The organism is Capnocytophaga sp. oral taxon 380 str. F0488 (genome assembly GCF_000318255.2).
In the GTDB taxonomy this organism is placed as follows: domain Bacteria; phylum Bacteroidota; class Bacteroidia; order Flavobacteriales; family Flavobacteriaceae; genus Capnocytophaga; species Capnocytophaga ochracea.
Genome location: NZ_KB291213.1, coordinates 40,108 through 53,728, shown reverse-complemented (window position 1 = coordinate 53,728; position 13,621 = coordinate 40,108). Strand labels below are relative to the sequence as shown.

Annotated in this window: 7 protein-coding genes; 3 read left to right on the top strand and 4 right to left on the bottom strand. The window is 41.0% G+C overall.

The genetic code is table 11. The features are described 5' to 3' along the window. From HMPREF9078_RS12190 to HMPREF9078_RS08160, 3 genes are all read left to right on the top strand, one after another. Window positions 1-485 (top strand): hypothetical protein (locus HMPREF9078_RS12190; protein WP_009420239.1); only part of this gene is annotated, 485 nt, incomplete at its 5' end. Beyond that, window positions 475-768, top strand: coding sequence for a type II toxin-antitoxin system RelE/ParE family toxin (locus tag HMPREF9078_RS08165; RefSeq protein ID WP_009420238.1), 294 nt, complete (start codon window positions 475-477; stop codon window positions 766-768). The genes HMPREF9078_RS12190 and HMPREF9078_RS08165, both read left to right, overlap by 11 nt. Before the next feature lie 141 nt (window positions 769-909). Next, window positions 910-1,248 carry a transcriptional regulator gene (locus tag HMPREF9078_RS08160; RefSeq protein ID WP_198142753.1) on the top strand — a complete coding sequence of 113 codons (339 nt, stop codon included), beginning with the start codon at window positions 910-912 and terminating at the stop codon, window positions 1,246-1,248. Window positions 1,249-1,484: 236 nt separating this feature from the next. On the opposite strand, the gene purL is transcribed toward HMPREF9078_RS08160, so the two are convergent. The 4 genes from purL to glgP form a co-directional block, all read right to left on the bottom strand. Then, window positions 1,485-5,153, bottom strand: a complete 3,669-nt coding sequence (gene purL / locus HMPREF9078_RS08155; protein WP_009420236.1) for a phosphoribosylformylglycinamidine synthase — start codon at window positions 5,151-5,153, stop codon at window positions 1,485-1,487. A 568-nt stretch (window positions 5,154-5,721) separates the two neighbouring features. Next, entirely contained in the window at window positions 5,722-7,512 is a 1,791-nt protein-coding gene (uvrC, locus tag HMPREF9078_RS08150) for an excinuclease ABC subunit UvrC (RefSeq protein WP_009420234.1), read from the bottom strand. A 98-nt stretch (window positions 7,513-7,610) separates the two neighbouring features. Continuing rightward, window positions 7,611-8,978, bottom strand: a complete 1,368-nt coding sequence (locus HMPREF9078_RS08145) for an OmpA family protein (RefSeq protein ID WP_009420233.1) — start codon at window positions 8,976-8,978, stop codon at window positions 7,611-7,613. Window positions 8,979-9,182: 204 nt separating this feature from the next. Next, window positions 9,183-13,424, bottom strand: coding sequence for an alpha-glucan family phosphorylase (gene glgP / locus HMPREF9078_RS08140; RefSeq protein WP_009420231.1), 4,242 nt, complete (start codon window positions 13,422-13,424; stop codon window positions 9,183-9,185). Window positions 13,425-13,621 lie beyond the last annotated feature (197 nt).

Below are 13,621 nucleotides of genomic sequence, written 5' to 3'. Positions count from 1 at the left end.
AAGCTCTCTATAAGCTAAGCATACCCATTTTACCCTTCATCTTTCACCTTTTACCTAACTCAACCCCTTCGAACCTTTTCGTTATCTTCCGGAAGTCCAAATCCATTTTTGATATCTCAGTTTTTTTGATATTTTCTAAGTCTCTTCGAGATTCTTCAAGTCTAAAATTTAAAAATCTTCTTGCTTTTCAGGAAAAAATCAGTATCTTTGTAAAAAAAAATAATAGAATTATGAGTATTGCAGTATTAACACAGAATCCAAATGTTCAGTTTATAACCGATAGTAATGGAAGAACAGTATCAGCCATAGTTCCTATAAGTGAATATAATACTATGTTGAAAATCATAAAACAATATGATTCCGATGATGAGTTTACAGAAGAAGAACTAAAAAGAATAGCCATATCACATCAGCAAGCTAAAGAGGGGAAGATGGTAAAGAGTGAAGAGGTTTTTAAAATGCTAAGAGCTGAGTATGGAAATTAATTGGACTAATGAAGCTATTGAAAGCTTTAGAGATACACTTCGCTATTGGAGTAAACGAAATTGTAATAACGATTATTCCAATAAAATTATTGATGAGGTAGAAAAAACAGAAGTTTTTCTAAAAGAAAATCCTATGTTACTTTCAAAATTTGTAGAAGAGGTTAAATTATATAAAATACTAATTATGAAAGGGAAGTTTGCTTTGTATTACGATTTTATAGAAGAAGAAAATCTAATTGTAATAAAATTTTTTAGAAGCACCAAGCAAAAACCTTTAGAGTAGTTTTTTAAGTTGCAAAATGAAAATGATTACGACAGAATTTAGCTAATCACTACAATGTAAGTGCCCATTCGTTAACTCACAGCATTAACACTCCTGATATAAAGAAGTTTTTTTAGAATCGGTAGATTAACAAAACTTATGATGGAATCTTTACTTTTTACTTCTGAAGAAATAGAACTCAACCCTCGTGCATCTTGGGCTGAGCTTTTGCAAATAACTTTTGTAAATAAGGAGCAATATTTTTCTATAAGTAGATTAGCTTATGAAGAAGAACTTTATTTTGAATACAATGAACAAACTCATTATATTTATGCCTTGTGCCAAGATGTAGAGTTTAATTTGAAAGCCAATGCCTTGCATATTCATATCACAAAGAAGCTAAAAGGTAATTGCCCTTTCAGTACCATTACAATACAATTACCTTCTTTTTCTGTTGATTTAGAAGAAGTGTTGCAAGAATTAAAAAAGAAAGTCCGATAATTCTTTTATCGGACTTCTTCATTAACCAACCAAAACTTTAAATTATGAAAACTATTATTTGAAGTTTACAATGAGCTACCACCCTCATTGCGACGCAAAGGTACGAATAAAACAGTACCTGTCAAGTGTATTTTTAAGTTTAACAAAAGTTTAATATAAAAGGGGCTTATGGAGCCTCTTTTTAGCGTAAATTTAATATTTGCGCACTTATTTTTTTAAGATTTTGTTTACCATTTTTATTTAGCATTACGTGCTTCAATCCACTTGCGGGCATTGATAAATGCCTCTAACCAAGGGCTAACCGCTGTTTTTTCACTCGGATAGTATGCCCATTGCCAAGGGAAAACTGAACGCTCTATGTGAGGCATCGTTACCAAATGTCGCCCTGTTTTGTCGCATAACATAGCCGTGTTGTAATCAGAGCCGTTAGGGTTTGCAGGGTACTCCTGATAAGCGTATTTACCTACGATATTGTACTGATTTTCTGCCAATGGCAAGTGGAATTTTCCTTCGCCGTGTGATATCCATACCCCTAAGGTACTACCGGCAAGGGTGGAGAGCATCACCGAGTTGTTCTCTGGAATACTTACCGATACAAAACCACTTTCGTGCTTGCCACTATCATTATGCCACATTTTTCCGTGCTCTGTGTGCTCAGGGTTGATGACTTCTAACTCCATAAACAACTGACAGCCGTTGCAGATACCTACTGAAAGGGTATCAGGGCGGGCAAAGAAGTTGTCTAACGCTTTTTTAGCTTGCTCGTTGTAGAGCAAAGCTCCTGCCCAACCTTTGGCACTGCCTAACACATCGGAGTTTGAGAAACCGCCCACAGCCCCTATAAATTGTACATCTTCTAAGGTTTCGCGTCCGCTGATAAGGTCGGTGGTATGTACGTCTTTCACATCAAAGCCTGCTAAGTATAGGGCATTTGCCATTTCGCGCTCGGAGTTGCTACCCTTTTCGCGTATCACTGCTGCTATAGGGCGTTTGCCTGCGGGGCGTACGGGTTTTTTACCTGTGAAATGCGCTGGGAAAGTGTATTGTAGAGGCTGTTCAGAGTAGTTTTGATAACGCTCGGTCGCCTTGTCATTTTTCGTTTGTTGTTTGTCTAACAGATAAGAAGTGAGGTACCACACATCGCGCAATTCGGGGATGTTGAAATGGTACGATTTTCCGAAATGGTGAATAGTAAGTTCTTGAGAAGTAGTTACTTCGCCTATATTAGCCCATTCTAAGAAGTTTTCTTCCAAAGTAGCTTCAATACTGCTATCGGCTTGAATTACTACCCCTGCATTTTCAGCAAAAAGGGTTTTGATAAGGTCTTCATCGGCTGAAAGTCCGCTCAAATCGATGGTCGCTCCTAAGTCGTTTTCGGCAAAACACATCTCTAAGAGTGTTGTGATAAGTCCGCCACTACCAATGTCGTGTCCTGCTTGTATTTTTCCTTCTTTTATGAGAGATTGTACTACGTTGAAAGCTGTTTTAAAGCCTTCAGCGTCTGTTATGGTAGGGGCTTTGTCGCCTATTTTGTTTAATACTTGGGCAAAAGCCGAACCTCCTAATTCAAATTGAGCGCCCGAGAAGTTGATATAATAAATGTTACCTCCATTGCGTTTGAGTACAGGCTCTACCACTTTTTGCACATCAGTACAATGGGCAGCCGCCGAAATAATCACCGTACCTGGGGCAATCACATCACCACCATCGGGGTATTTTTGTTTCATTGATAGGGAATCTTTACCGGTAGGAATATTGATACCCAATTCAATTGCAAAATTAGAAGCGGCTTCTACGGCTTCGTACAAACGTGCATCTTCTCCTTTATTGCGACACGCCCACATCCAGTTGGCGGATAGCGATACACTTTGCAAGCCGTCTTTTAGAGGCGCCCAAACGATGTTAGTCAGTGCTTCGGCAATAGCATTGCGACTGCCTGCATTAGGGCTGATGAGTGCCGTAAGAGGTGAATGACCTATGCTGGTAGCGATTCCTTCTTTGCCATTGTAGTCCAAAGCCATCACCCCTACGTTGTTCAAAGGGAGTTGTAGCGCACCTGCACATTGTTGTTTGGCGACTTTGCCCCCTACACAACGGTCTACCTTATTAGTAAGCCAGTCTTTACAAGCCACACTTTCTAATTGTAGCACCTGTGTTAAATAGTTGTGCAACTGACTTGCATAGTAGTGTAACTCTTCGTAATTAGTAACTACTGTTTCATCGGTCATTACGGTTTTTGGCGAACTACCAAAGAGCGCGCTGAGGTCTAAATCCATTGGGTGGGTACCTTTCTTTGCAGAGGCAATACTAAAAAGCTTGTCGCTGGTAACCACACCCACTTCGTACATAGGCGCACGCTCGCGGTCGGCAATGGTTTTTAGTTTGGCAATAGCCTTTTCGGGCAATACCAATCCCATACGCTCTTGTGATTCATTACCTATAATTTCCTTGTCCGATAGGGTAGGGTCGCCTAAGGGCAGTTTGTCTAAGTCGATTTTACCACCGGTTTCTTCTATAAGTTCCGATAGACAGTTGAGGTGTCCGCCTGCACCGTGGTCGTGTATAGAAACGATAGGATTCTCGTCAGATTCTACCATTGCACGAATCGCGTTGGCAGCGCGTTTTTGCATTTCGGGGTTAGAACGCTGTACGGCATTCAGCTCGATACCTGCACCAAAAGCCCCCGTATTAGCCGATGATACCGCAGCCCCTCCCATACCTATGCGATAGTTTTCACCGCCTAAGATAACGATTTTGTCGCCTTCTTGAGGTGTGTGTTTTATAGCTTGTGAGGCTTTGGCATACCCCACACCTCCTGCTTGCATAATTACCTTATCGAAGCCTAATTTGCGTCCGGCTTCTTCGTGTTCAAAGGTAAAGAGTGAGCCCGTAATGAGTGGTTGCCCAAACTTATTACCAAAATCGCTTGCCCCGTTAGAGGCTTTGATGAGGATATCCATTGGTGTTTGGTATAACCATTGGCGTTCAGCCATTCCTTTTTCCCAAGGGCGGTCTTCTTCCAAGCGCGGGTAAGCCGTCATATACACAGCCGTACCTGCCAAAGGCAAAGAACCTTGTCCGCCAGCAAGACGGTCGCGTATTTCACCTCCCGAACCTGTAGCAGCCCCGTTAAAAGGTTCTACCGTAGTGGGGAAGTTGTGGGTTTCGGCTTTGAGTGAGAGCACTGCCTCAAAAGGTTTTACCTCGTAGAAATCGGGTTTATCGGCACTTTTGGGTGCGAACTGGTCGACAGTAGCCCCTTTGATGAAAGCCACATTATCCTTATAAGCCGAAACAATGCTATTAGGGTGTTCTTGTGATGTCTTTTTAATGAGTTTGAAGAGGGTAGAAGGCTTTTCCTCACCATTGATAACAAAAGTGCCGTTGAAAATTTTATGGCGGCAGTGCTCTGAGTTGATTTGCGAGAAGCCAAACACTTCCGAGTCGGTGAGTTTGCGCCCCAGTTGTTGAGAGAGATTTTGCAAATAGGCAACTTCTTCGGTGCTTAACGCAAGCCCCTCTTGCTGGTTATACGCCTCGATATCATCAATTTCGAGTGTTGTTTGCGGTTGAATGTTGATAGTAAAGCTGTCTTGGGTAAGACCGTTGTATCGCTCAAAGAGCATAGGGTCGAAAGGGGTATTGGGGTCGGTTACCTCGTGGAACTCCTCGATACGGGTAATCCCGTGGATGTCCATATTTTGGGTAATTTCCACCGCATTGGTACTCCAAGGGGTAATCATCGCTGCACGGGGTCCGATGAAAGTACCGCTAAGGGTAGGGGAGGGGAGTTGCTGGGCATTGCCAAACAGCCATTTCAGTTTGTTGAGGTCGGTCTCAGTAAGGGCAGCTTCGGTCGCTACCACATAGATAGTGTTTTTGGGGTTTTTAAAGAAAAGAAGCATTATTATCCAATTAACGATTAGCAATTAACAATTAATAATTCAGTTATTGAGTAGTATTTTTCAAAAAGTTAGGTAGCATTAGTAAGAAAGGTATGCTGTTGTTGCAAGCTACCACTGCCATTGCCAAAAGGGGTACCATACTTAGTTTTTTCATAGGTGTTTTTTCTAAGATGAAACTTGCGACAAAGATACAAAATAATTATGAATAATATATTAAAAACTTTCTAATTAAAAGAATAAATTATTTTTATAGCAGAAGTACTCATTATACACCTCTAAGAACCCAGATTTGTACCACTGTTCTTCATCTTTCGTTCGTTGTTTGTTCGTTGTTTGTTCGTTGTTTGTTCGTCTTTTGTTCGTTGTTTGTTCGTCTTTTCTTCGTTCATTTTTTATCTGCCCGTGCGGCTCGCACCGTCTTTTGTTCGTCTTAGCTCCGAATAACGTTTGATTATAAAGCTATTACAGCTGAGCTACCTACTGCTTTCGCCATAGATTATTTCTATAATAGAACTTGCTCCAAAGGTATAAAACAAATTGTAATTAGCAACAAATAAAGCCTTCGTTTTTATTTATGACTCTGGAAATATTCATATACTTTCTTACCTCTAAAACCTGCTACTTGGGTAAGCTCCTCTAAAGTAGCTTCTCTTACGCGTTTTACCGATTTAAAATGTTGCAAGAGTACTTCTTTAGTCTTTTCTCCTATGCCCTCTACTCCATCAAGCTCCGATACAATAGCCGATTTACTCCGTTTTTGCCGGTGGAAGGTAATCCCAAAACGGTGAGCTTCATCACGTAACTGCTGTATCACTCGCAAGGTTTCCGAACGCTTGTCTAAATACAATGGAATACTATCCTCAGGGAAAAATATTTCTTCCAAACGCTTCGCAATACCTATAATAGCTATCTTTCCGCGCAGTTCTAATTGCTCTAAGGCTTTTAATGCCGAAGACAATTGTCCCTTCCCGCCGTCTATTACAATCAGTTGTGGCAGAGGTTGTTCCTCGTCCAACAATCTTCGATAACGTCTATACACGGCTTCTTCCATCGAGGCAAAATCGTTAGGGCCTTCTACAGTTTTCACGTTAAAATGGCGATAGTCTTTTTTGCTCGGCTTTGCATTCTTAAATACTACACACGCCGATACGGGATTTGTACCCTGAATATTCGAGTTGTCAAAGCACTCAATATGTACTGGTGGGACAGAGAGGTGCAAGTCGCGTTGCATCTGGGTGAGAATACGGTTCGTATGGCGTTCGGGGTCTACTATTTTCTCCTGCTTGAATCTATCTTGACGGAAGTGTTTAGCATTGCGCATCGATAGGTCTAAGAGTTGTTTTTTCTCACCTGCCTTAGGAATGGTCGCTTGTAATCCTTCTGAAAGAGTAACCTCAAAAGGCACAATAATCTCTTTGGAATTAGAGAAGAAACGTTCACGAATATCAATAATAGCGTATTCCAAGAGCTCTCTATCGGTTTCTTCCAATTTCTTTTTAATCTCCAAAGTATGAGCTCTCACAATCGCTCCGTAGGCTACTTGTAGGAAATTTACATAACCGTACTCTTCGTCCGAAACGATAGAAAATACATCTACATTGCTAATTTTACTACTTACGATGGTCGATTTTGCCTGATAGTTCTCTAAACTCTGTATCTTTTGCTTGATGAGATGTGCTTCTTCAAACCGCATTTCCGAAGCCAGTGCCATCATCTCCTCCTTAAACTGATGTAACGCATCTTTGAAATTCCCTTTGAGGATTTCTACAATCTGCTGAATATTCTGGTTGTAATCTGCTTCGTTTTGGTATCCTTCACAAGGCCCTTTACAATTTTTCAGATGATATTCCAAGCACACTTTGAACTTGTGGTTTGCGATGTTTTGCGGAGATAAATCGTAATTACAATTGCGCAAAGCGAAGAGCTCTTTTATCAAATCTAAAAGTGTGTGTACGGTTTTCATACTGGTATAAGGGCCAAAGTACAGCGAACCGTCTTTTACTACTCTGCGCGTAGAGAATACGCGTGGAAATCGCTCTTTCTTCACACATATCCAAGGATAGCTCTTGTCGTCTTTTAGGAGAATGTTATAGCGCGGTTGGTATTTCTTGATAAGGTTGTTTTCGAGTAGTAATGCATCGCTCTCGGTAGCTACGACTATGTGTTCTATACGCACAATTTTCCTCACCAAAATACGTGTTTTGGCATTGTCGTGTTCCTTTTGAAAATAAGAAGAAACGCGCTTTTTCAAATTGACAGCTTTCCCTACATAAATAAGCGTGTCCGTAGCATCGTAAAACTGATAGACACCAGGATTATTAGGTAAGGTTTGCAATTGAATTTCGATAGAAGGAAACATAAACAATTAGTAATTAATAACTGACAATTAATAATTAAAAAGAGGTTGTCCTTACGGGCAACCTCTTTTTATGTGTAACAAAAGGGTTAGAGAAACAACTATTTTACTAAGTTGATTTCAACACGACGGTTGAGCTCTCTACCTTTCTTAGTTTTGTTAGAAGCGATTGGTTTATCAGGACCGAAACCTTTTGCAGTCAAACGAGCAGGGTTTATACCTTTATCAATTAAGTAAGCTTTAACTGAATAAGCTCTATCTTCTGATAATTTTTGGTTCTTAGCTCTCTTACCACTGATATCAGTGTAACCTTCAATAGAGAATTTAGAATTCTTGTATTGGTTCAATACGTCAACGATTTGGTTCAATACAGTTGCTGATTCAGGACGGATAGTAGCTTTGTTTACATCGAACAAGATAGTTTTTGCGAAGTCATTCAATTTCTTTTGAACTTCTTGAGTTACTTCAGGACAACCGTTGTTAGAAGCAGGACCAGGTACGTCTACGCATTCGTCGTCTTTGTCAAGAACACCGTCACCATCAGTATCAGGCCAAGGACAACCATTGTTTTCTTTAGGACCAGCTACGTCTTTACATTGGTCTACGTTATCTGGCACACCATCACCATCAGTATCAGGGCATCCGTTAAATTCAGCTGGACCAGCTTCATCAGGACAAGCATCATCTTTATCAGCGATACCATCATTGTCTCTGTCTGGGCAACCTTTCAATTCTGGTTTACCAGCTTCATCAGGACAAGCGTCGTCTTTATCAGCTACACCGTCATTATCGCGGTCTGGGCAACCTTTCAATTCTGGTTTACCTGGTTCATCTGGGCAAAGGTCATCTTTGTCAGCTACACCATCTTTATCACGGTCTTTTTTACCAAATTTAATGGTAATACCGGCAGCATGTTGGAAGTAGTCCACTTTTGAATCAGATTGGAAAGTAGGGTGGTAAGCTGTCTGCAAGTTAATACCGATGTTTTCGGTAAACCAAAAGTTTACACCACCACCACCTAAGGCGCGGAATTTACCTTCGTTGTCAATAGCGGCATAACCACCACCTACTTGTAAGAATGGGTCAAACCATTTTACTTTCTCTTTGTTCCAAAGAGATTTAAAGTGGTATTGCAACGCTAAGTCTGCAGACCAGAAAGATAAATCTACTTTTTCTCCGTCTTTAACATAACCGAATCCTTTTTCGATTTTGTTTAAAGAACCTGATAATTCAGCAGAAAAACCAGCTCCGATATATCTACCTACTGAAAGACGAGAAACTGCTGGAAGGATATTGATATCGCTTGGCCCTCCCCAGTCTTTCATTAAGTCCCCGAATGCATCAGGGGTACGAATATCAACGGAGTTCACTCCAAATCCTATTTGCCAAGGACTGTCTTCATCTTGTGCTTGAACTGCCACTGAAAAAGCAGCAGCTAAAGCAAATAAAGTTACTTTGATTTTCTTCATACTTAAAAAATGAATTTTGATTACTATTTTAATTTTGGTGCAAATATAAGTATTATTTTAATACAAAATCATTTTAGAGATATTTTTTTATTAATTTTAACATTTCTTATTCTTTTTAATCTCTCCAAAATAGAGGTTTTTTAACCTTTATATATTTGCTTATTTTCTTCGTATATGCTTTAAAATGAAATGCTTATTTATTTGTTACAACCATTTTACCAAAGCAAAATCTTGGCGGTGTGGCAATAAATTATTTTTTGGGAAAATTCTTATTGCTAAGTGCAAAGCACCTGGATATTCTGAGGCAATTTCCAATTGATAAGTAGCTTTGTTGCCTTCTTGAGCCACTACCGTAAACTCACTTGTCGAGAGTACTTTAAACTTATCGTCTTTATGTTGGGCTACTACCAATTCTACTCCTACGTCTTCAGGGCGTAATTCTCCTAATTCTAAGGTAATTTCACCTTTGTATATTTTGCCAATAGAAATGAGTTGCTCATTGCGATTAGGCACTTTAAAGCTCACTACCTTTATGTTATCCCATTCTTGAGTTACTTTGCGTTTCCAGTTCGAAAGTTCAATAGCGATTGCAAAGTGATTGTCTTTAATCTTGGTTACGCGCTCAGTCATTGGGTAATAGTATTGCTTTTCGTAATCAGTGAGCATACGAGTAGTGGTAAAGTTTACCGCTACTTTGGCAATCGTATTCTTAATGAGTGCACACCAGCGTGATGAGATGCCATCTTTATTCTTATCATAGAATATAGGAGCTATCTCGTCTTCAATAATGTTGTAAATCGTCTCTGCATCCATTTCGTCTTGATACTGCTGGTTTTCGTAGGAGCGTTCCATAGGGAGAGCCCAACCGGCATCTTCCCGATACCCTTCTACCCACCAACCATCAAGTACGCTGAAGTGCATTACTCCGTTCATTGCGGCTTTTTCACCACTGGTTCCTGAGGCTTCTAGCGGACGTGTAGGAGTATTCATCCATACATCTACCCCTTGTACCATATGGCGCGCGAGCTCCATATCGTAGTTAGGAACGAATAATATCTTGCCTAAGAACTGTGGTAATTTCGAGATTTCCACAATATTCTTAATCAAATCCTGACCTGCTTTATCGGCAGGGTGGGCTTTACCGGCAAAGATGAACTGTACAGGACGCTCAGGATTGTTCACTATTTTATCCAAACGTTCTATATTGGTAAAGAGCAAGTGAGCGCGTTTGTAGGTCGCAAAACGACGCGCAAAACCAATGGTAAGGATATCTTCGCGTAAGTTCTCTTTGATTTCCACTAACTGACGTGGAGAGAAATAAGGGGTGTTCTTCTCTAAACGCAGCTTTTGTTCTACACGGCGCAAGAGCTTAGAACGAAGAGCCGTTTTGATTTCCCACACGCGTTGGTCAGATACCTTATAAATACCCTCAAAGCTCTTAGGGTCGTAGTGGTGTGTTTTGTAGTCTTTGCCAAACACCTCGTTTTCTACTTCTTTCCACAAGCCAGCTGTCCACGTAGGTTGGTGTACCCCATTGGTTACATAGCTAATGTGAAGTTCTTCGGGCATATAACCTGGCCACAAGTCTTTGAGGATTTCTTTACTTACCTCGCCGTGTAGCCAGCTCACACCGTTTACTTCTTGCGAAAGGTTCGCTGCGAGGTTACTCATCGAGAATTTCTCGTGTGGGTTTTGCAAGTTTATTTTACCCAAAGCGAGTATTTGTTCCCAATTCACGTGCAATATATCGGCGTAATTACCTAAATAAGCGCGTAATAAGCCTTCTTCAAAGGCATCGTGACCTGCGGGTACTGGGGTGTGAGTAGTAAAGAGTGATGAGGCGCGCACCACTTCCATCGCTTCCGAGAAAGTAAGGTTCTCGTTTTGGATATACTCGCTGAGGCGTTCCAACCCTATAAAGGCAGCGTGCCCTTCGTTGCAGTGGTAAATATCACTGTCGATACCTAGCTTGCGCAACATCTTAATACCTCCTAAACCTAATAACATTTCTTGTTTAAGACGGTTTTCCCAGTCACCTCCATACAAGTGGTGGGTGATAGAACGGTCGTCTTCGCGGTTGTTCTCAAAATCGGTGTCGAGAAGATAAAGCTCTATACGACCTACGTCCACACGCCATACACGTGCATATAGGGTTCTACCTGGTAAATCTATTGATATAATCAACCATTTTCCACTCTCATCTGTTACAGGCGTTACCGGTATTTTCGAGAAATCTTGTGCTTCGTAGTCGGCTTCTTGGTTACCTGCTGAGGATAGTTTTTGAGTGAAATAACCATAGCGGTATAACAACCCTACCCCAGTGATTTTGGTTGCCTTGTCGCTGGCTTCTTTTAGGTAATCGCCTGCTAAGATACCCAAACCTCCTGAATAAATCTTCAAGGAAGAATGTAAGCCGTATTCCATACTAAAATAAGAGATAGACGGACTTACCATCTCCGATTTCTTAGCCATATAGGCTTGGAAATCACCATATACTTTCGAAAGATTGCGCATAAATACCGCATCTTGCTCCAATTCTTTATAACGAGTAAGTGAGATGCTGTCCAGCAAGGCAATAGGGTTCTTACGCACTTCTATCCATTGGGCTTTATCGATGTATTTAAAAACTTCGTAAGCCTCGTCATTCCAGCACCACCAAAGGTTTTTAGCGAGTTCTTCGAGCGGTTGCAAGGCTTCGGGAATTGCACGGTGGATAATCACACTGCGCCAGTTAGGCGTGTTCACCACCTTCGATTTCTCTAAATATGCCACTCCATCAGTTTCTACCGGAGGCAGACTCTCCACTCTGTCCTCTATATTTTCAAGAGTGAGTTCATAACACTTTATGTAGTATTGTACTAAGTTCTTCCACAGAGCGATTTCTGATACTTTACCTGCTGTTTCGCGAAGCTCTTGGAAGTCTTGTTCTTTCCTGTCTAATAAATTCTGAATATTCTTAGCAATTGCGCCTACTACCTCACCGTAGTTGCTATCGGTGCGCGGTACTACTTCTATCGCTTTTTGTTTTTCGGGGTAATAATCGTTCACCCACTTGCCAAAACCTGCCAAAGTAGTGGTAATGGTAGGCACTTTAAAAGCTAAACTTTCAAGCGGTGTATAGCCCCAAGGCTCGTAGTACGAAGGGAAAGCGGTGCCGTCTAACCCGATGAGCAAGTCGTAATAAGAAAGGTTGAACACCCCGTCGTTGCCATTGAGATAACTTGGACAGAAAATCACTTTCACCTTATCTTCCTTCCTATTGAAGAGCTGTTGCTCATAAATACGAGTCATTATCGCATCGTGATACACATCAGGGAGAATATGGGTAAGGTGCTTTTGTTCGTTTTCGGTAGTTTGCTGAGGGTTGTGCAAATTGTTTAGCAATCCTTGGTTAGGCGCATCGTGAGCTGTAGGAATTAAGATGTAAGCCAAAAGCTCTTTCTTGTTATTAGAATTCCTATTCAGTGCTCCCAAGGCATCAATAAAGGCATCGATACCCTTGTTGCGGAACTCATATCTACCGCTGATAGCTACAATTTTGGTATCCTTGCTAATAGGTTGGGTTACCAAAGCCTGTGCCACGCTGATAAGACGCTGTTTAGCTTCTGTGCGCTTCTTATCAAAATCTTTTTCAGTTGGTACTATGGCGTCGTTGAAGCCATTAGGCGTGATGATATCAGTTTTTCTACTGAGGAAGTGCAACGCTTCTTGGGCAGTAATTTCGCTTACCGTAGTGAAGCAGTCGGCTACTTTGGTAGTTTCTTTTTCGAGGAAGTGCTTGTGTTGTACCCCAAACCGATAGGCCATTTCTTCGGGTTTGTAGTTCTTCATATCGTTGTAGAGCGGATAACCATTGCCGGCAATCGCACGACCTACTACGGTAGCGTGAGTAGTAAATACCGAACCTATTTTAGGCATTTCTTCTTCCAAATAGAGTAGCGCACTACCGGTCATCCATTCGTGGAAATGGCAAATCACGTTTTCGCGTGAAGCAGTGTTGAACTTCACAAAGCTCTCAATCACCTTCCCTACTGCATAACCAAAAAGCACCGACTCTACGTAATCCCACGGACTGTTGTAAGAATCGAGCTTGTAATTATCCCAATAATAACGCAAAATCTCGTTTTTGGCACTTACATAATGAGAAAAATCTACCAGAATTACTATGGGGTTGCCTTCTATTTTCCAATTCCCCACACGCACGCGCAAGCCCTCAGATGCTGCTTTAGCACGCCACGATTTGAAGAGTTCGGGGTTTTCTACAAATTCTTTATTTTCGTTGTGTTGCCAAATATCGGGACCAATCAGAATGTATTTCCTTCTGAATTGTTTCGCAATACTCGGAGCTTTCGTGGTAATCACCGTGTGAATACCTCCTACTTTGTTACATACTTCCCAACTGGTTTCGAACACATAGTCGGGATTAATTTTCTTTGTATTACTCATTATATTTAGTGTTTAGTCGTTAGTTGTCAATTTTTAGATGTTTTATGTACCATTTGTTTCAAACAATACCATTTCTCAATCGCTTTCCCCTCATTTCAGTTCCCCCTTATAATATTACCTTCTTCATCTGTTATTTGTCATTCGTCAATCGTCACTCGTCCCTATTCCCCCTCTCCTTGGGAGAGGGACGGGGTGAG

What these genes read in the sequence shown, in the direction of transcription:
- HMPREF9078_RS08145 (WP_009420233.1), bottom strand. Translation starts at nt 8,978, where the DNA reads ATGAAGAAAATCAAAGTAACTTTATTTGCTTTAGCTGCTGCTTTTTCA.
- glgP (WP_009420231.1), bottom strand. Translation starts at nt 13,424, where the DNA reads ATGAGTAATACAAAGAAAATTAATCCCGACTATGTGTTCGAAACCAGT.
- purL (WP_009420236.1), bottom strand. Translation starts at nt 5,153, where the DNA reads ATGCTTCTTTTCTTTAAAAACCCCAAAAACACTATCTATGTGGTAGCG.
- uvrC (WP_009420234.1), bottom strand. Translation starts at nt 7,512, where the DNA reads ATGTTTCCTTCTATCGAAATTCAATTGCAAACCTTACCTAATAATCCT.
- HMPREF9078_RS08160 (WP_198142753.1), top strand. Translation starts at nt 910, where the DNA reads ATGGAATCTTTACTTTTTACTTCTGAAGAAATAGAACTCAACCCTCGT.
- HMPREF9078_RS08165 (WP_009420238.1), top strand. Translation starts at nt 475, where the DNA reads ATGGAAATTAATTGGACTAATGAAGCTATTGAAAGCTTTAGAGATACA.